Raw genomic sequence first — 19,468 nt, 5'->3', positions numbered from 1 at the left:
ATGGACAATAAACCGATTATTGCATTGGACTTTCCCGGAGAGAAAGAAGTATTCCAATTTTTAAGTGAATTCGACGAACCGCTGTTTGTCAAAGTAGGAATGGAGCTGTATATGCAGGAAGGGCCGGATATCGTCAGGAAAATTAAGGAAGAAGGCCATGCGATTTTCCTGGACTTAAAGCTCCATGATATTCCGAACACGGTGAAGTCTGCAATGAAAGGTTTAGCACGACTAGGTGTAGACTTAGTAAATGTTCATGCAGCAGGTGGCAAACAAATGATGGAAGCAGCATTAGAAGGTCTTGAGGCAGGAACACCAGCTGGTAAAAGCCGGGCTGCATTAATTGCCGTCACACAATTAACGTCAACGACCGAGGAACAAATGCAACGTGAGCAGCATATTGAGCTACGATTGATTGAATCGGTACTGCATTATGCACAATTAACAAAGCAGGCTGGCCTCAATGGCGTTGTATGCTCTGTACATGAAGCACGTGCCATTGCTGAAACGTGCGGAGAGGAATTTCTACGTGTGACGCCGGGTATTCGCATGAGCGGAGGGGCGGCACATGATCAGAAACGTATCGCGACACCAGATGGCGCACGACGTGATGGCTCCTCACTCATTGTTGTAGGTCGCGCTATTACAGGAGCAGTCGATAAACGTGCAGCGTATAAAGAAGTTTGTGAATTATGGGAGGAAAAATAATATGACATTACAAAAAGAAATCGCACACGCTATGTTAAAAGTAGGCGCAGTAGAGCTAAATCCAACAGATCTTTTCACTTGGGCATCAGGTATTAAATCACCAATCTATTGTGATACGCGCTTAACGATTTCAGACCCTGCCATTCGTAAACAGCTGGCAAATGGATTGGCGAAAAACATCCAGGAATTTTTTCCGGCAACAGAGGTAGTGGCAGGAACGGCAACAGCTGGTATCCCACATGCTGCATGGGTTGCTGATATTCTAGAATTGCCAATGGTGTATGTTCGCTCCAAAGCAAAAGAACACGGCCGAGGCAATCAAATCGAAGGGAAATATGCACCAGGCCAAAAGGTTGTTGTAGTAGAAGACATCGTATCAACAGGCGGCTCCTCTATTACTGCCGTAGAAGCATTACGTGCAGCAGGCTGTGAAGTGCTTGGTGTCGTATGTGTCTATACATACAATCTTCCAAAAGCGGAAGAGGCGTTCAACGCAGCAGGCATTAAATATGTGTCGCTCACAAACTTCGATTATTTAGTAGAAGCTGCAAACGAATCCGGCGCCATCTCCCAAGACCAGATCCCGTTCCTAAAGGAGTGGCACGCGGACCTTAAAGCAGGGAATTTACAAAAATAATTAGAATAAGCCTCAAAGGGAAGAAATAAAGTTTCTCCCGGTATAGCTGTGGCGAAAGCGAAGCGGCAGCCACACTGAAAAACTTAAAGCGGGGACGCTTTAAATTTTTCATGCGACGAGAATTGTGATGGCGCAGCCATGACAATGGCAGGAGCACAATAGATAGGGGGCCCGGCAGTAGCCGGGCTTCATTGCGTAAAGCAAGCAATCTATCTATCACAATTAAAAAGATAGTTAGCATAGGGACAGCTTGAAGTCTCTATGCTTTTTTAATATTAAAAAAGATGCTTTACTAGAGAAAAGGAGAGGGTATTCATGGAATTTGGACTCTATTCGTTAGGAGATCATATGCCAAATCCGCACACAAATGAATGGATTTCTGCCAGCCGGCGATTAACTGAAATTGTGGAGGCGGCAAAGCTGGCGGAAGAAGTAGGGATAGACGTATTCAGCGTCGGTGAGAGTCATCAGAAATACTTTACAACACAGGCACACACCGTATTGTTAAGTGCGATTGCACAGGCTACAAATACAATCAAGCTTTCCAGCTCTTCCACCATCATTAGTACTTCAGATCCGGTAAGGGTGTTTGAAGACTTTGCTACAATCGATTTATTATCAGGCGGGCGGGTAGAAATCATTGCAGGCCGTGCCTCCCGTATTGGCCTTTTTGAATTACTAGGCTATGAGCTGACGGATTATGAGGCGCTGTTTGAAGAAAAGTTTGCGTTATTGAACTTAATTAATGAACAAGAAGTGGTTAATTGGAAAGGTGAGTTCCGGGCACCGCTTAAAAACGCTGAAATTTTGCCGCGGCCGTTTAATGGAAAACTGCCGATTTGGCGTGCCGTAGGTGGAACGCCGGCAAGTGCCGTAAAAGCAGGAGAGGCCGGTGTTCCGATGGCGCTTGCTGCACTGGGCGGCAACGCTCTTCATTTTAAACGTATTATTGATTTATACCGTAAGTCTGCTGAAAGGGCAGGACATGATGTATCGAGTTTGCCTGTTGCTACGACAAGCTTAATGTATTTAACGGAAAATGTAGAACATGCAATGAATACGATGTATCCCTATTTGAATAAAGGAATGTTCCATGTGAATGGACGAGGCTATCCGGCGCAGCTCTTTATGGACGGGGATGCAGTGGAGGATGTGTTGATGGTCGGAGATGCTGGCCGTATCGTCGAAAAAATCCTTCATCAATATGAGCTGTTCGGTCACCAGCGCTTCCTTGCGCAAATTGATTTTGGGGGCATTCCATTTAAAGAAGTGGCCAAAACAATTGAGACAATTGGCAGCGATATTTTACCTCAAGTGAGAAAGTATACGAAGTAAAAAATGAACCTTGAGTGGGCTCACTCAAGGTTCATTTTTTATTATTTCTTTTTCAATTGAAGGATGATCTGTTCATCCGGTGTTACATATAGTGTTTTCTGCTCGAAGTAAATAACAAAGCCGGGCTTTGCTCCATTTGGCTTCTTCACCTGGCGAATTTCTGTATAGTCGACAGGCACGGAGGAAGATTCGCGTGCTTTACTGAAGTAGGCGCTTAACACGGCCGCCTCGTGGAGCGTTGTTTCATCAGGCTGATCTGCATGAATAACGACGTGGGAGCCCGGAATATCCTTTGTATGAAGCCAAATATCGCTTTTTTTCGCTAGTTTGAATGTTAAATAATCATTTTGCTTGTTATTTTTACCGACAGAAATGGGAATGCCTGTAGAAGAAATGAATTTTTCAGGTTCCGGTTTTGTCGGTTTTTTCTTTTTCTTAGAGGCACGAAGGCGCAGATACCCCTGTTCAGCGAGTTCTTCACGGATTTCTTCAATATCAGCAGGAGCTGCCTGCTGCACTTGCTGGCTTAACATTTCAAAGTACTGAATCTCATCCTCTGTTTTTTTCTTTTGTTCTTCAATCATTACAAGTGCATTTTTTGCCTTATTGTACTTTGTATAGTAGCTTTGCGCATTTTCGATTGGTGTTTTTCGTGGACTTACCTGGATTGTTACTTGGTCACCAGTATAATAGTTTTCCACTGTCACACGTTCCACACCTTTTTCAAACTTATACAGGTTCGCCATCAATAGCTCGCCGTATAATTGAAATTCATCCAGCTGGCTGGCGCGTGCGTAATCCTGGTCCAATTTTTTCAGTTTGAGTCGCAGCTTGTCAATTTCATTTGATAGCCAGCGTTCCAGATCACCTGCCTGCTGCTTCACTCGGTCGCGCTCTGCACGGGCAAAGAAAACCCGGTCGAGCAGCTCGCCAAGCGTCGCATATGTCGCCTCTCCTCCTTTAATATGACGAAGGTCTGCCGGTGAGAAGAGAGCTTTTCCGTTTTCTTTATAGGTTGGCTGTTGTGCTTCCTCCACTTCCGTCATAAATTCCCGGAAAATGTGCGGATGATTCGTTCCATCCAACCGGTATAGCAGTTCTGCAGCATGTAACGCAGAAAAGCCGGCAAAATGCTGTACAATCTCTTTTGGTTCATGTGGTTGGCTGAAGAAGAGTGAAATTTCTTCATCCGAAACGCTAAAAGGATTTACTTTATCCTGTGCAGGAGGACCAATATAGGTCTGACCAGGAAGAACTGTTCTATAACTATTCAAGGATGGTGGAAGATGCTTTAAGCTGTCGAGAATGCGCATGTTGTCTGCATCGACTAAAATACAGTTACTGTGGCGCCCCATGATTTCCACAATCAGTTTCCGTACTACAGGATCCCCGATTTCATTTTTACTTTCCACAGTCATTTCAATGATCCGTTCACCGGGCTGAGCTTGAATGCTCTGGATAAAACCGCCCTCTAGATGCTTGCGCAAAAGCATGCAAAACATTGGCGGCTCAGCGGGGTTATCGACTGTTTGCTCAGTAATATGCATACGAGCATAAGAAGGGTGGATGGAAATCAGCAATTTATGATTAGCACCGCCTGCACGGATTTGCAGCATTACTTCCAGTGCATTCGGCTGATGAATTTTTGTAATACGCCCTGTTACTAATTTTTGAAGCTCTTTTGTCATAGAACGTGTAAATAATCCGTCAAAAGCCATTGTTCATTCCTCTTTCATTTACGGTGTTACACCGTATTTATTTAAATATGCCATTGTCAATCCGTTCTTTCTTATGATAGCATTTTTTTTTGCGGGTGCCGATGTTTACATATTTATATAAAACAATCGGCATAACAGGCCAAACATATGCTATAATTGTTGCAGTATGCAAAGAAGGGTGTGACGAACCTTGGTGCGTAGTATGACGGGCTTTGGCAGGGGTGTCACAACGACGAAATCTCATCAACTAACCGTTGAAGTTCGTAGTGTGAATCATCGTTTTTTAGAAATTAATACGAAATTCCCAAAGGAATGGATGGAGTCGGAAGTGCTGGCGAAAAAGAAGCTGTCACAGGCTTTATCACGTGGGAAACTCGATGTTATTATTTTTTTGAAGGAGCTTCAGACAGCTGAGCAGAAAATTGATATTAATTGGCCGTTATTAGAGGCATACCGTAAAGCAAAAGAAGAGCTGTCACAAAACATGCTGGTAGAGGAAAAGTGGACGATGCAGGAAATCGCCATGCTCGACCAAGTGTTAGTAATTCAAAAAGAAGAGCTTGTGAATGATGAAGTACTCTTGGCAGTAGAGCAGGCATTAACAGATGCGATTACCGAACTCATTGCAATGCGGGAACGGGAAGGTACGGAGCTGAAGGCAGTGATGCTTCAGTATAAAGAGCAGCTGCAGGCACAAGTACAATGTATCCGCCAAACATCAGGAGAGGCAGTGGCAAAATACCGGGAACGCTTAAAGCAGCGACTTGAGGAGTTTACGAACGGCCACCTGCTGGAAGACCGACTGCTGACAGAAGTGGCGCTGTTTGCTGAACGAGTTGATATTAGCGAGGAATTAGATCGTCTGGACAGCCATTTTATGCAGCTGGCAGAAACGCTGGAGGAAAATGTGCCGATTGGCCGTAAGCTTGATTTTCTGATGCAGGAAATGCACCGTGAAATCAATACAATCGGCTCGAAAAATCAATCTTCGGAAAGTTCAATTGCTGTTGTACAAGCGAAGACGATTTTAGAGAAAATGCGAGAGCAAGTTCAAAATATTGAATAGCTAGAAGGAGTTATAAATGAAGAAACAACGTGGCTTATTAATCGTATTATCAGGTCCATCGGGTGTTGGAAAAGGAACGGTTCGTAAAGAGCTTTTCTCGCAGGCCGATACGAATTATGAATATTCTATTTCAATGACAACGCGTAATCCTCGCGAAGGAGAAGTGGATGGTGTAGACTATTTCTTTAAGACACGCACGGAATTCGAGACGTTGATCGAAGACGGCGGATTGCTGGAGCATGCTGAATTCGTAGGGAATTACTACGGAACACCGCTTGCCTATGTAAATGAAACGCTGGATGCCGGACGCGATGTATTTTTAGAAATTGAAGTACAGGGAGCAAGACAAATTCGTGAAAAGGCACCTGATGCACTGTTCATTTTCCTGGCACCGCCAAGCCTATCGGAGCTGAAGGCACGTCTGGTCGGCCGAGGTACGGAAACGGACGATATTATAGCAAAGCGGATTGCGACAGCAGAAGCGGAGCTAGAGATGATGAGTTTATACGATTACGTTGTAGAAAACGATGAAGTAGAAAATGCGTGCGACAAAATTAATGCCATTATCAAGGCGGAACATTGCCGCCGCGAGCGTGTAGAAAAAATTTACTTATCCATGTTGAAGGGGGAATAATCCATGTTATATCCATCAGTAGATGCTTTAAAAAAGGAAATCGATTCAAAATATTCATTAGTGAGTTTAGCTTCTAAGCGTGCTCGCCAAATGCAGGAAGAGGGCGGCGAGCGTCTTCATAAGTATGTATCTTATAAGCCGGTAGGCAAAGCGTTAGAGGAAGTAGCGACAGGAGTGCTGAAAAAAGTGCAGCAGGACGAGTCAACTATTTACGAGGATGAAGTTTAATAATTGATGCAGGTAGCTCCCGGAGAAGTTTCTTTGGGAGCTTATCATTTGAAAGGGAGAAATTTTTATGCAACAGAGAAATATTTTACTTTGTGTAACAGGTGGAATTGCAGTTTATAAAGCGGTTGCGCTTGTGAGTAAACTGACACAGGCAGGCTTTACCGTAAAAGTAATCATGACAGCATCTGCACAGAAATTTGTTAACCCATTAAGCTTTCAAGTGATGTCTAAAAATGATGTGTTTTTCGATACATTCGATGAAAAAAATTCCGCTGTCATTGCCCATATCGATTTAGCAGACTGGGCGGATCTCATTTTAGTGGCTCCCGCAACAGCAAATGTTATTGGAAAACTGGCAAACGGGATTGCAGATGATATGGTAACAACGACACTTCTGGCAGCAACAGCCCCTGTTTGGATTGCACCGGCAATGAATGTTCATATGTATGACCATCCGGCAGTAAAACGCAATATTATTCAGCTCCATACAGACGGCTACCGCTTCATCGAGCCATCTGAAGGGTACTTGGCATGTGGCTATGTGGGCAAAGGCCGTCTAGAGGAGCCTGAAAAAATTACTGAGCTAGTGAAACAGCATTTTCAGCCGGCCTTTCAACCTTTAAAGGGGAAAAAAGTAGTTGTTTCAGCCGGTCCAACACGCGAAAAAGTGGACCCGGTACGTTTTCTAACAAATTTCTCCTCTGGCAAAATGGGTTATGCAATGGCGGAAGCAGCCCGGGACTTGGGGGCAGAGGTTGTTCTTGTGTCAGGTCCTACCAACCTGGCAAAGCCAGCGGGGATGAAGGTACTAGATGTTGAAAGTGCACAGCAAATGTTCGAAGCTATATGGGCAGAATACGATGTTGCGGATATTGTGATCAAGACAGCCGCGGTAGCTGACTATCGCCCCAAAAATGTGTACGGACAGAAGATGAAAAAACAGCCGGGCGAGGCTGTTTTGGAGCTTGAGCGAACGACTGATATTTTAGCGACACTCGGGGCACATAAAAAGCATCAATTGTTAATCGGGTTTGCTGCTGAAACAGATGATGTAGAAAATTACGGACAGCAGAAACTGCAAAAGAAAAATGCCGATTACATTGTAGCAAATGACATAACAGAGGCAGGCTCCGGTTTTGGAACAGATACAAACAGCGTTACTTTGATCGGATATGACTATAAAAAAAGCTTCCCCCACCTTCCTAAAAAAGAGCTTGCTTACCGTCTTCTTACAACGATTGCAGAGAGGGAAGAGTTCAAATGACACTAGTCGTTGCCCAAGTGATCGTCGATGTAGCAGCGTATCCGGTGGACCGCCCGTTCGACTACCTGGTGCCTGAAGAGTGGCACGCCTTAATTGAGGTGGGGAGCCGTGTGAAGGTTCCATTTGGACCGCGTAATGTATTAGGGTTTGTAGTGGCCCTTCAACATGACACAGAAGTGCCGATGAATAAAATTAAACCGGTGACCCAAGTACTGGATATTGAGCCTGTACTAACAGAGGAAATGCTGGAAATGGCTAAGTGGCTGAAGCAGCAGACGATTTGCTACGAAATTGATGCCCTGCAGGCTATGCTGCCGTCAGCACTCCGAGCAAAATACGAGAAAATTGTCCATTTATGCGGCGAGATAGAAGATGTGCCGAAGCCATTACAGCCCTTTTTCAACCGGAATGGAAAGGCAGATTTCAAAAATTTTGAAAAAGCTGGCCTTTTGCATGAGCTGAAAGCGGCTGTAAAGGACGGCTTTGTCACAATCGAGAACAGTGTAAAGCAGCAAGGAGCAGTAAAGGAAATTCGGAAAGTCCAAATTAACCAAGATCGGAAGAAGCTTGAAAAGATAGAATCGGAAATTTCCAAGCGTGCACAGAAACAAAAGCAGCTTGTACAGTGGATGGCAGAACGTCCCGGACAAGTGTTTCTGCCGGATGAAGTATGCAGTGAAACTGGAGTCACAATGGCGGTATTACAAGTAGTCATTGAAAAGGGGGCAGCTGCCTTCATCAAGGAAGAGGTGTATAGAGATCCATTTACAAAGGATATTGTGAAAACGGATTTTCTTAAATTGACAGATGAGCAGGAGACAGCCCTTTCCGCGATTACGGGCGCAATGGATGCACAGGTTGCTGAAACATTTTTGCTTCAGGGCATTACGGGAAGCGGTAAAACGGAAGTGTATCTCCAAGCTATTCAGCATACGCTTCAAGAAGGCAAGGAATCTATCGTTCTTGTTCCTGAAATATCCCTTACCCCGCAGATGACAGAGCGTTTCCGGTCACGTTTTGGAGAGCTCGTGGCCGTTATGCACAGCGGTTTATCCGTCGGTGAAAAGTATGATGAATGGCGGAAAGTCCAGCAGGGCAAGGTGAAGGTGGTAGTCGGTGCCAGATCGGCCATCTTTGCTCCTTTTGGAAATCTAGGGTTGATTATTTTAGACGAAGAACATGAATCGACTTATAAGCAGGAGGATTCGCCGCGCTACCATGCAAGGGACGTTGCCATCTGGCGCAGCGAGTATCATAAATGCCCGGTTATTTTAGGAAGTGCGACACCGAGCCTGGAATCCTTTGCACGGGCGAAAAAAGGTGTTTATACGCTATTAACGTTGAAAAAGCGTGCGATGAATCAAAATTTACCGACCGTTCACATTGTCGATATGCGGGAAGAGCTGAAGCTTGGAAATCGTTCGATGTTTTCTATTCAATTAGCAGATGCGATACGGGAGCGTCTCGCCAAAAAGGAACAGACCGTCCTGTTTTTAAACCGGCGAGGCTATTCCTCCTTTGTGCTGTGCAGGGATTGCGGAACGGTTGTGGAATGTCCGAACTGCGATATTTCGCTGACATATCATCGTTTTAGTGAAAAACTAAAATGTCACTATTGCGGTCATGAAGAGTATGTGCCGGAAGTATGTCCGGAATGTGCAAGTGATCATATCCGTTTCTTCGGTACAGGCACACAAAAGGTCGAGGAAGAGCTGCATAAATTATTTCCTGAGGCGCGTGTTCTCCGGATGGATGTAGATACTACGAATAAAAAGGGTGCCCATGAGACAATTTTGGATGCTTTCGGACGTGGGGAGGCAGATATTTTGCTCGGCACACAAATGATTGCAAAAGGTCTTGATTTTCCGAATATCACATTAGTTGGGGTATTAAGTGCCGATACGAGTCTGCATTTGCCGGATTACCGTTCGGCCGAGCGGACATTTCAGCTGCTGACTCAGGTGAGCGGGCGTGCCGGGCGTCATGAAAAGGCGGGGGAAGTGTTTGTCCAAACCTATACACCTGAGCATTATGCGATTGAGCTGTCAAAGGAGCAGCTGTATGAGCCGTTCTATGAGCGGGAAATGTATGTACGGCGACAGGCGAATTATCCTCCTTATTATTATTTAGCACTCATTCAAGTTTCTCATGAGGATGTTATGATGGCTGCAGAATATGCAGCGAGGGCCTCCGAATATTTACGGGCTAATCTATCCTTTAATGTTTCGATCATCGGCCCGACAACAGCGAGCATCAGCCGTCTCCAAAATAGATATCGATACCAATGTTTGATAAAATATAAGGTAGAACCAAAATTGATTCCAGTACTTTTACAGTTAATAAAATTGTACCGTTCGGAATGGATAAAAAAAGGAATTCAGCTCACAATCGATTTGGACCCTTCCATGATTTGAGCTTGTGAAAGAGGTAAAAAATATATGGCAATTAAAGAGGTAGTGAAGGCACCTGCAAAGGTTTTATCTTCCAAAACAAAAGAAGTTGACGTGATTGATGAAAAAATTATCGAGCTTTTAGATGATTTGTACGACACGATGGTGGAATACGACGGAGTGGGAATTGCTGCGCCGCAAATCGGGGTCAGTTTACGTGTAGCGATTGTAGAACTTGGCGAGGATATTTTAGAGATGATTAATCCGGTTGTTCTAGAAACGCGCGGAGAGGCAGAAGATGTAGAAGGGTGCCTAAGTTTTCCTGACTTGTTCGGTATGGTAAAGCGCCCTACCTATGTGAAAATTGAAGCAGCAGACCGTGAAGGCCGTATTTATGAATTAGAGGCAGAAGAGTTTGAAGCCCGATGTATTTTACATGAAATCGATCATCTGGACGGGGTGCTTTTCGACTCGAAAATGACGCGTATATTGACACAAGAAGAGCTGGATGAAATGTACGCGGACGTTGAGGAGGAGTAATATGACATCTGTTGTTTTTATGGGGACACCTGCCTTTTCAGCACCCATTCTTCGCATGCTGTATGAAGAAGGATACGATGTACTGGCAGTCGTGACACAGCCGGATCGTCCAGTAGGCCGTAAAAAGGTGCTGACACCTCCGCCTGTAAAGGAAGAGGCGGTAAAACTTGGTCTGCCGGTTATCCAGCCGGAAAAACTACGCGGTTCCGAGGAGCTGCAGCAAATTATCGGTCTTGGAGCAGACTTAGTAATTACTGCTGCGTTTGGGCAAATACTACCGAAGGAGCTGCTTGAGGCGCCTCGTCTTGGCTGTATCAATGTTCATGCCTCTTTACTGCCGCAATACCGGGGAGGCGCTCCTATCCATCAGGCGATTATCGATGGACAGGATACGACGGGCGTGACAATTATGTATATGGCTGAAAAGCTGGATGCGGGCGACATTATTTCCCAGCAGGAAATTGTTATTGAGGATACAGATCATACGGGAAGCATGTTTGAAAAGTTAAGCGGGGTTGGCCGTGAACTGTTAAAAGAGACATTGCCTTCTATAATTGACGGCACAAATCCTCGTATTCCGCAGGATGAATCAAAAGTGACATATGCATCGAATATTAGCCGTGAACAGGAGCGGATTGATTGGTCAAAGGATGCACGTACGATTTACAATCAAGTACGCGGACTTCACCCTTGGCCGGTTGCTTATACAACATTTGAAGACGCCAACTTTAAAATATGGTGGGCACAAATCGGTACAACATCCAATGACTGTAAGCCGGGCGAAGTAACAGCCATTCATAAAGACCATTTTGAGATTGCTACAGGCGACGGTGGTTCCCTTGCTGTATATGATCTGCAGCCGGCTGGTAAAAAGCGTATGACTGCTCAAGATTATCTTCGGGGGACAGGCTCAAAGCTACAGATTGGAGACCGTTTTGAATGAGTAAAAAAAAGCAACAAATATGGAATGGCAATGTAAGGGATGCGGCGCTTTCCATTCTGCTGGCGGTCGATAAAAACCAGGCGTACAGTAATCTACTCCTCCATCAGACAATCGAAAAATATAAAATTGACGCAAAGGACCGCAGTCTACTAACGGAAATGACATACGGGACACTACAGCACAAGCTGACGCTGGATTACTATTTAGAGCCTTTTATCCGCGGAAAGGTGGATCTATGGGTAAGATGGCTATTACGTCTTTCTCTGTATCAAATGGAGTATTTGACACGGATTCCGGCACATGCTGCTGTAAATGAAGCGGTGGAAATTGCCAAAAGACGCGGCCACCAAGGAATTGCTTCTATGGTAAATGGTATCTTGCGTTCGATTTTACGCCAAGGTGTTCCATCGACTGCAGCCATTCAGAATCCGGTGGAGCGACTTTCAGTTGAAACGAGCCATCCTCAGTGGCTGGTAGAACGCTGGGTGGAAAGCTACGGCTTTGAGGAAACGGCGGCTATGCTGCATGAAAATAATATTCCACCGGTGCAAACAGTAAGAGTTAACACAACACGTGCAACTGTTGAAGAGGTATTGGCGTCTCTTGAGGCAGAAGGTGTGAAAGCACAGCAAAGTGATATGATGCCCGAATGCATTCACCTGACAAATGGAACTGCGGCGCGCACAACAGCGTTTAAAAAAGGACTCATCACGATTCAGGATGAAAGCTCCATGCTGCCTGCCAATGTGCTGAATGCGCAGCCCGGTATGAAAGTGCTCGATATGTGTGCAGCTCCAGGTGGCAAGACAACGCATATAGCAGAAAAAATGGCTAATGAGGGTTCCATTCTGGCAATGGACCTGCATCCGCATAAGCTTGATCTAATTGATGAAAATACCGCGCGTCTTGGACTGGACATTGTTCAGACAGCCCCGGTTGATGGACGCAAGGCAGCAGAATTTCTTGCAAAAGAAAGTTATGATGCAGTACTTGTCGATGCCCCATGCTCAGGATTAGGTGTTATGCGCCGGAAGCCTGATATTAAATATACAAAGCGTGAAGAGGATTTGGAAAGCTTACAGACAATCCAATTAGCGATTTTAGATAACGCAGTGCAAGTACTAAAACCGGGGGGACGTCTCGTATATAGTACATGTACCGTGGATAAACGTGAAAATGAAGGGACAGTAGAGGCATTTGTCTCTGCACACCCGGAAATGGAACGCGAGGAAATAACAAATTTACCAGAAAAATTATTAGCGAAACAAAATAACGGGATGCTGCAAGTATTCCCGCAAGATTTTGGAAGTGACGGCTTTTTCGTTGCCTCATTTCGTAAAAAAGGAGAAACAATTTAAGTAATGGACCAAAATAAATTTGATGAACGTATTCAAGATTTAGTGGAAGAGGCGGAAGTTAAGCCGGTTCGTCGTGAGAAAAAAGAAAAGCCCCAGTTAAAGGAATCCATTTATTCATTGCGTCCTGATGAACTGCAGGAGTGGTTGAAGGAGAACGGTGAAAAGCCATTCCGCGCCGGGCAGATTTACGAGTGGTTATACAACAAGCGTGTAAAAACATTTGAGGAAATGTCCAACCTATCAAAGGGTCTTCGGGAAAAATTAGAAGAGAATTTTGCGTTAACGACGCTGTCAACTCTTATTAAGCAGGAATCAAAAGACGGAACAATCAAGTTTTTATTCCAGTTGCAGGATGGATACTCTATTGAAACAGTGTTAATGCGTCATGATTACGGGAATTCCGTCTGTGTAACAACACAGGTAGGGTGCCGGATCGGCTGTACATTCTGTGCCTCTACATTAGGCGGATTAAAACGCCATCTGCTGGCTGGAGAAATTGTTGAGCAGGTTGTCAAAGTACAGCAAACATTGGATGAAGTTGGAGAACGTGTAAGCTCGATTGTCATCATGGGTATTGGCGAACCGTTTGACAACTATGATGCAATGATGAACTTCTTGAAAATTATTAATAATGATAAGGGCTTGAACATTGGAGCCCGTCATATTACAGTATCGACTTCGGGGATTGTACCGAAGATTTATCAATTTGCAGATGAACAATTGCAAATCAATTTTGCCGTTTCCCTTCATGCGCCAAATCAGGAAGCGCGTCAAAAATTAATGCCGATTGCCCGTGCTTATAAAATTGAGGAACTGTTGGAAGCAGTACGCTATTATACGAAGAAAACAGGCCGTCGTGTGAGCTTTGAGTACGGCTTGATGTCCGGCGAAAATGATTCAGTAGAAATTGCTAATGAATTGGCAGATTTGATTAAAGGAATAAAGTGCCATGTCAATTTAATTCCAATCAATTATGTACCGGAACGCGACTATGTCCGTACATCACGCAGCAGCATCTTTGCGTTTGAACGCGCATTAAAAGAGCGTGGCGTGAATGTAACAATCCGCCGCGAGCAAGGAGCAGATATCGCAGCAGCTTGTGGACAATTGCGTGCGCAGGAACGACAAGATGAAGTGAGGTAGGTGACCATTATGAACTTTACAGTCGAAAGTGATGTTGGATTGAAACGTACAGTAAATGAGGACCGGGTCGCGTTTGTCGAGCGGCCTGATCAATTCAAGCTTGCCATTTTGGCAGACGGCATGGGTGGTCATAATGCAGGAGATGTGGCAAGCGAAATGGCGATTGAACAGATGCGGACGCTATTCCTCACAGAGGAAGGCAGCCGCTTCCATTCCCAGGAAAGCTGTAAAGAATGGCTTCATCATGCTATATCACAAATTAATAATGAAGTTTATCGTTACTCCCTATCACATGAAGACTGTCAAGGAATGGGGACTACGCTTATTGCCGTGCTCGTTCATCATATGGACTGCATCATTGGCCATATAGGGGACAGCCGCGTTTATCATTTTACAAACGAGACGGTTACGCTGATCACGCGTGACCACTCGTATGTGAATGTTTTATTGGAAAGTGGCCAAATCAGTGAGGAAGAGGCACAAAACCATCCACAGAAAAATTTCATCTTAAAATCTTTAGGAACAGAAAGATCGATACAGCCGGATTTTTATGATGTACAAGTGGAAGAAGACTCTTATTTGCTCATCTGTTCCGATGGGCTCAGTAATAAACTGTCTTCAAATGAAATGGCCGCCATTATTACGCTGCCTATGTCACTGAAAGAAAAAGGAGAAAAACTCGTCAAGCTGGCAAATGACAGCGGTGGTGAAGATAATATTTCCCTTATATTAATGACGATGAAAGAGGAGGTGTAGGCATGCTGATTGGAAAACGAGTAGGTGAACGTTATGAAATTCTATCGCTGATTGGCGGCGGTGGGATGAGTCATGTTTACTTGGCACACGATATTATTTTAAGCCGTGATGTAGCAATTAAGATTCTGCGGTATGATTTTTCGAATGAAGAAGAATTACATCGACGTTTTCAAAGAGAAGCATTATCTGCTACAAGCCTAACACATCCCAACATTGTAAGTGTCTATGATGTCGGAGAAGACGGAGATATGCACTATATTGTAATGGAATATGTTAAAGGGAAGACATTAAAGCAATACATACAGGAGTTTTCTCCGTTGTCCCCTGCAAAAAGCGTTCACATTATGAAGCAATTGACATCAGCAATTGCCCACGCCCATGAAAACGGGATTATCCATCGGGATATCAAACCGCAAAATATTTTAATGGACGCAGAAGGAAATGTGAAAATTACGGACTTTGGTATCGCTACGACGCTTAATGCGACGAGCTATACGCAGACGAACTCGGTGATGGGGACAGTCCACTATCTTTCCCCGGAACAGGCACGAGGCGGTGGAGCAACGGAAAAGTCAGATATTTATTCATTAGGGATTGTGTTATATGAACTGTTGACAGGAGAGCTCCCATTCTCTGGTGAATCAGCTGTTTCGATCGCCTTAAAGCATCTCCAGTCTGAAACACCATCTGTCAGGGCTTTTGACGCTTCCATCCCGCAGGCGCTTGAAAATGTCGTATTAAAAGCAACGGCAAAAGATGCTAATCATCGCTACAGCAGCATGAATGAAATGGAGGAAGACCTGCAGACCTGTTTATCGGCAGCGCGGGTAAATGAGCCAAAGTTTTCTTTACCAATCGATGATGAAGCAACAAAGGCTATTCCTATTATTAGGGAAAAGCTGCCAGTTGATGAGCTGTTGAAAACGAAACAAATCGACAAGGTGAAGCCTATTGAAAAGGAACAGCCGAAACAGTCAGCACAGCCTGTAATACAGAAGAAGAAAAGAAAGAAATGGCCAATTATTGTCGGAACAGTTGTAGCACTAGCCATCCTCGTGTTTGTCCTGTTTTTTGCATTAAAGCCATCGAAAGTAGAAATACCGGATGTTACGAACCTTACGGTAGAAGAGGCAACAGCCGATTTGGAAAAGGCAGGCTTCAAAGTCGGGGAACCGATTGAACGCAACTCAGAGGAAGTGGAAAAAGACAAGATCATTGGCACGACACCGAAAGCGGGGCTTATGAGAGCCAAAGGTACCGAGATACAGATGATCGTCAGCCTTGGTGAGGAAGCAATTGTCATGGAGGATTATGTAGGAAATCAAATCAGCCAAGTGCTCTCCTTACTTAAAAAAGCAGGTTTCCAAGATGTAGATACTGTGGAAGTAGAGTCCAGCGAACCAGCAGGACAGATTATTAGTCAGGAGCCGGCAGCAGGAGAGGAAGTCGTAGCAAAAGATACAGTCGTCACGCTGCAGGTGAGCAAAGGGAAAAAGATGGTGAACGTCGATAATCTGAAAGGATATACCGAGGCGGAATTAAATGATTATGCGCGGAATACAGGTCTGCACATTAAAAAAGGGAATCCGGTTAATTCAGACACTGTGCCAAAAGGAAGTGTTGTGTCCCAAAACCCTACGGCCGGCTCCTCGATAGTAGAAGGATCAACGGTTGAGGTAGTCCTTTCGAAAGGACCGCTGCCAAAACAGTCGAAACTATTTAACAAAATCATCACAATTGAGTATGAAGAGAATTTGGATGAAAATGGTGAGCCAATTCCGCAGACTGTACAAGTTTATATCCAGGATAAATCCCATACAATGGCAGAGCCTGTGGAGGAATTTGTTATTACAGAAGATAAAACATACTCTATCCAATTAGAACTAGTAGAAGGCGAAAAAGTAGCATACCGAATTATTCGGGATTCTGTGACGTTCGCACAGGAAACAATTTCATCTGATGATTATTTTTAATCTCTTTCACAAAAGTCCTTCTTTTAAAGAGGCAAGACATAAATAAAGGCAGCCCTTGTTTTCGGGTACAAGCTTACTGTCTGTAATAAGAAAGGTAAACATCTGGAAAATGGTGGGCTGCATCTTTGTAATGAATTGCCACATATGAGAAAATAAACGCAAAAACGCAATTGATGGGAGGGTTTACATGGCGCAAGGCCAAATTCGAAAAGCATTAAGCGGATATTATTATGTAGAGCAGGATGGTGAGCTTATTCAATGCCGTGGACGTGGGGTATTCCGCAACCGCGGGGAAGCTCCGCTTGTCGGTGACATCGTTGATTATACGAAAGACGGTGAATCAGACGGTTATGTAATGAAAATCCATCCTAGAAAAAATGAGCTTGTACGGCCGCCGATTGCCAATATCGATCAAGCGATTCTTGTATTTTCCGTAAAGGAGCCTGATTTCAATACAGTGTTGCTGGATCGCTTCTTAGTCGTTCTTGAATCATTTCATATTGACCCGATTATTTGTCTAACAAAGACAGACTTATTGGCTCCAGGCGAGCAAGCGGCATTAGAAGCCTATATTGAAGATTATAGAGCGATTGGCTATGAAGTGATTACGACCTATAAGGAAGATGCTTCTTTACTGGAACGTCTACAGCCATTTTTGGAAGAAAAAACAACGGTACTGGCAGGGCAATCGGGTGTCGGGAAATCGACGCTTCTAAACACACTCCTGCCTGATTTACAATTAAAGACAGGGGTTATTTCCCAAAGCCTTGGGCGTGGGAAGCATACGACACGCCATGTGGAATTAATAGAAGTATGTGGTGGTCTGCTGGCTGACACGCCGGGGTTCAGCTCCTTTGATTTTGATACGATTGAAAAGGAAGAGCTGACATCGTGTTTTCCGGAATTCCAGCGCATCGCAGAAGGATGTAAATTCCGTGGCTGCCTACATATAAAGGAGCCGAAATGTGCAGTAAAGGCTGCGCTTGAAACAGGTGAAATCAAAGCATATCGTTATGAGCATTACGAACAGTTTTTGCAAGAAATACTTGATCGAAAGCCGAGGTACTAATGATGATAAAAATTGCACCATCAATTTTAGCTGCAGACTTTGCCAAATTAGGTGAAGAAGTGAAGGAAGTAGAAGCAGCGGGGGCGGAATTGATTCATATTGATGTAATGGACGGGCATTTTGTTCCGAACATTTCATTTGGAGCGATTGCTTTAGAAGCGATCCGTCCGATATCCACATTGCCAATGGACGTGCATCTGATGATTGAAAATCCTGATCAGTATATTGAACAGTTTGCCAAAGCAGGAGCAGATTATATTACAGTACATGTAGAGGCATGCCGCCATCTGCACCGTACGATTCAGCTGATTCGCTCATTCGGTGTGAAGCCGGGGGTCGTGTTAAACCCTCATACGCCAATTGAATCTATCGCCCATATTTTGGAAGATATCGATATGGTACTATTCATGACTGTAAATCCTGGCTTTGGTGGACAAAAATTTATTCCTTCTGTACTGCCAAAAGTCGAAGCGTTATCTAGTATGGTTAAAGAGCGTGGATTAAACATAGATATCGAAATTGATGGAGGGATTACAGCAGAAACAATTGTTCCTTGTGTAAAAGCGGGGGCTAATATTTTTGTAGCTGGTTCTGCTATTTATAGTAAGGAGGACCGGGCGGCTGCATTGCAGGAAATCAAGCGGGCCGGTCTTGCTGCCATTCAATGATTGTAGCCATTTGTTCAGGCGGCCCCATTCGTGAGGCCGCCTTTCCTCTGAAAGCAGACCGGTGGATCGGCGTTGACCGTGGGGCTTATCATTTAGTAGAACGAGGCATTATACCAGATGCTATAGTAGGTGATTTTGATTCGGTTACTGAAGAGGAGTATGCATGCATTTCCAAGGCTGTGGAACACGTAGAGGCATTTCAGGCTGAAAAAGATGAGACAGATACCGATCTGGCATTAGAGCGGGCGCTTATGTACCATCCGCAGACAGTATTGCTGACGGGTGTGACAGGCGGAAGGCTCGATCATCATGAGGCGGCGCTGCGTTCTTTATACCGCTACCAGCTTTCGCATCCCCATATTCAATTTAAAATTATTAATAAGCAGAATGAGTTATGTTTTTTGCTTCCCGGTCATCATCGTCTCGAGAAGACAATCCATCAATATCTTTCCTTTTTTGCCTATGGTGAAGCGATTGAGGAAGTGACGCTCCGTGGAGTCAAGTATGAAACGACGAAGGAAATGATTGAACAAGGGACATCCCGTTTCACAAGTAATGAAATCGTACAAGATGATGCGTATATCGAGTTTACCTCTGGCATATGTTTAATGGTAAGAAGCATGGACTAAGGGGGAGCGATTGTGAAAGTATACACGTTTCAAATTCCAAAATTTTTGAGCAGCATGACAAGAGCCTGCATCAAGGTATTTCGTCGAGAGAAAAAATAAAAGGGAGTGGGTAACCGTTATGGCTACTCACTCCCTTATTCTTTAAAAAAAGAACATCAGCCCAAGAAGCTGATGTCCAGTACGCGATTAAACGCGCTCAACTTTACCTGATTTTAATGCACGAGCAGAAACCCATACACGTTTTGGCTTACCGTCAACTAGGATACGAACTTTTTGTAAGTTAGCGCCCCAAGTACGTTTAGAAGCGTTCATAGCGTGAGAACGGTTGTTGCCTGTACGAGCTTTACGGCCAGTGATAACACATTTCTTTGGCATGTAAATTCCCTCCTAACAGATGAATCTGAAAGCT

General features: G+C 44.4%; 20 protein-coding genes. 18 read left to right on the top strand and 2 right to left on the bottom strand.

Annotated features, from left to right (window positions below):
• The 3 genes from pyrF to BOD01S_RS03215 all read left to right on the top strand — a co-directional run bounded on the left by pyrF (position 1) and on the right by BOD01S_RS03215 (position 2,680).
• Positions 1-708, top strand: a complete 708-nt coding sequence (pyrF, locus tag BOD01S_RS03225; RefSeq protein ID WP_036151214.1) for an orotidine-5'-phosphate decarboxylase — start codon at positions 1-3, stop codon at positions 706-708.
• A gap of 1 nt (position 709) precedes the next feature.
• Positions 710-1,345, top strand: coding sequence for an orotate phosphoribosyltransferase (pyrE, locus tag BOD01S_RS03220; protein ID WP_036151212.1), 636 nt, complete (start codon positions 710-712; stop codon positions 1,343-1,345).
• A gap of 315 nt (positions 1,346-1,660) precedes the next feature.
• Complete coding sequence (locus BOD01S_RS03215; protein WP_036151210.1) at positions 1,661-2,680, top strand: LLM class flavin-dependent oxidoreductase; 1,020 nt, start codon at positions 1,661-1,663, stop codon at positions 2,678-2,680.
• A 41-nt stretch (positions 2,681-2,721) separates the two neighbouring features.
• Here the strand turns inward: BOD01S_RS03215 and BOD01S_RS03210 are convergent, their stop codons facing one another.
• The gene (locus BOD01S_RS03210) at positions 2,722-4,398 is read right to left on the bottom strand and encodes an Rqc2 family fibronectin-binding protein (protein ID WP_036151208.1); all 1,677 of its coding nucleotides are present in this window, start codon (positions 4,396-4,398) and stop codon (positions 2,722-2,724) included.
• A 190-nt stretch (positions 4,399-4,588) separates the two neighbouring features.
• On the opposite strand from BOD01S_RS03210, the gene BOD01S_RS03205 reads away from it, so the two are divergent.
• The 15 genes from BOD01S_RS03205 to spoVM all read left to right on the top strand — a co-directional run bounded on the left by BOD01S_RS03205 (position 4,589) and on the right by spoVM (position 19,158).
• Positions 4,589-5,464 carry a YicC/YloC family endoribonuclease gene (locus BOD01S_RS03205; RefSeq protein ID WP_036151206.1) on the top strand — a complete coding sequence of 292 codons (876 nt, stop codon included), beginning with the start codon at positions 4,589-4,591 and terminating at the stop codon, positions 5,462-5,464.
• Between the two features lie 16 nt (positions 5,465-5,480).
• Positions 5,481-6,098 carry a guanylate kinase gene (gene gmk, locus BOD01S_RS03200; RefSeq protein WP_036151203.1) on the top strand — a complete coding sequence of 206 codons (618 nt, stop codon included), beginning with the start codon at positions 5,481-5,483 and terminating at the stop codon, positions 6,096-6,098.
• 3 nt (positions 6,099-6,101) lie between these two features.
• Positions 6,102-6,326, top strand: coding sequence for a DNA-directed RNA polymerase subunit omega (gene rpoZ / locus BOD01S_RS03195; RefSeq protein ID WP_036151201.1), 225 nt, complete (start codon positions 6,102-6,104; stop codon positions 6,324-6,326).
• Positions 6,327-6,393: 67 nt separating this feature from the next.
• Positions 6,394-7,590 (top strand): bifunctional phosphopantothenoylcysteine decarboxylase/phosphopantothenate--cysteine ligase CoaBC, encoded by a 1,197-nt coding sequence (gene coaBC, locus BOD01S_RS03190; protein WP_036151199.1) that lies wholly within the window; start codon positions 6,394-6,396, stop codon positions 7,588-7,590.
• A complete protein-coding gene (gene priA / locus BOD01S_RS03185) occupies positions 7,587-10,004 on the top strand; it encodes a primosomal protein N' (RefSeq protein ID WP_036151196.1) in 2,418 nt (805 codons plus the stop codon). Before coaBC ends, priA begins: the two co-directional genes overlap by 4 nt.
• Positions 10,005-10,028: 24 nt before the next feature.
• A complete protein-coding gene (def, locus tag BOD01S_RS03180; RefSeq protein WP_036151194.1) occupies positions 10,029-10,520 on the top strand; it encodes a peptide deformylase in 492 nt (163 codons plus the stop codon).
• Position 10,521: 1 nt separating this feature from the next.
• A complete protein-coding gene (gene fmt, locus BOD01S_RS03175) occupies positions 10,522-11,463 on the top strand; it encodes a methionyl-tRNA formyltransferase (protein WP_036151192.1) in 942 nt (313 codons plus the stop codon).
• Entirely contained in the window at positions 11,460-12,821 is a 1,362-nt protein-coding gene (gene rsmB / locus BOD01S_RS03170; protein WP_036151190.1) for a 16S rRNA (cytosine(967)-C(5))-methyltransferase RsmB, read from the top strand. The genes fmt and rsmB overlap by 4 nt, the downstream gene beginning before the upstream one ends.
• A 3-nt stretch (positions 12,822-12,824) precedes the next feature.
• Positions 12,825-13,964, top strand: coding sequence for a 23S rRNA (adenine(2503)-C(2))-methyltransferase RlmN (gene rlmN / locus BOD01S_RS03165; RefSeq protein WP_081977869.1), 1,140 nt, complete (start codon positions 12,825-12,827; stop codon positions 13,962-13,964).
• A gap of 9 nt (positions 13,965-13,973) precedes the next feature.
• Positions 13,974-14,720 carry a Stp1/IreP family PP2C-type Ser/Thr phosphatase gene (locus BOD01S_RS03160; RefSeq protein ID WP_036151188.1) on the top strand — a complete coding sequence of 249 codons (747 nt, stop codon included), beginning with the start codon at positions 13,974-13,976 and terminating at the stop codon, positions 14,718-14,720.
• 2 nt (positions 14,721-14,722) lie between these two features.
• The gene (gene pknB / locus BOD01S_RS03155) at positions 14,723-16,693 is read left to right on the top strand and encodes a Stk1 family PASTA domain-containing Ser/Thr kinase (protein ID WP_036151186.1); all 1,971 of its coding nucleotides are present in this window, start codon (positions 14,723-14,725) and stop codon (positions 16,691-16,693) included.
• A gap of 187 nt (positions 16,694-16,880) precedes the next feature.
• A complete protein-coding gene (gene rsgA / locus BOD01S_RS03150; RefSeq protein WP_036151184.1) occupies positions 16,881-17,762 on the top strand; it encodes a ribosome small subunit-dependent GTPase A in 882 nt (293 codons plus the stop codon).
• Positions 17,763-17,764: 2 nt separating this feature from the next.
• A complete protein-coding gene (rpe, locus tag BOD01S_RS03145; RefSeq protein WP_036151182.1) occupies positions 17,765-18,430 on the top strand; it encodes a ribulose-phosphate 3-epimerase in 666 nt (221 codons plus the stop codon).
• Positions 18,427-19,059, top strand: a complete 633-nt coding sequence (locus BOD01S_RS03140; protein WP_036151180.1) for a thiamine diphosphokinase — start codon at positions 18,427-18,429, stop codon at positions 19,057-19,059. The genes rpe and BOD01S_RS03140 overlap by 4 nt, the downstream gene beginning before the upstream one ends.
• Positions 19,060-19,071: 12 nt before the next feature.
• Positions 19,072-19,158, top strand: coding sequence for a stage V sporulation protein SpoVM (gene spoVM, locus BOD01S_RS23965; protein WP_407655990.1), 87 nt, complete (start codon positions 19,072-19,074; stop codon positions 19,156-19,158).
• 87 nt (positions 19,159-19,245) lie between these two features.
• Here spoVM and rpmB read toward each other — a convergent pair whose 3' ends face one another.
• A complete protein-coding gene (gene rpmB / locus BOD01S_RS03135) occupies positions 19,246-19,434 on the bottom strand; it encodes a 50S ribosomal protein L28 (RefSeq protein ID WP_036151179.1) in 189 nt (62 codons plus the stop codon).
• Between the last annotated feature and the right edge of the window lie 34 nt (positions 19,435-19,468).

This window comes from Lysinibacillus odysseyi 34hs-1 = NBRC 100172, assembly GCF_001591965.1.
GTDB lineage: Bacteria > Bacillota > Bacilli > Bacillales_A > Planococcaceae > Lysinibacillus_B > Lysinibacillus_B odysseyi.
This window is presented reverse-complemented; position numbering and strand designations above follow the sequence as displayed.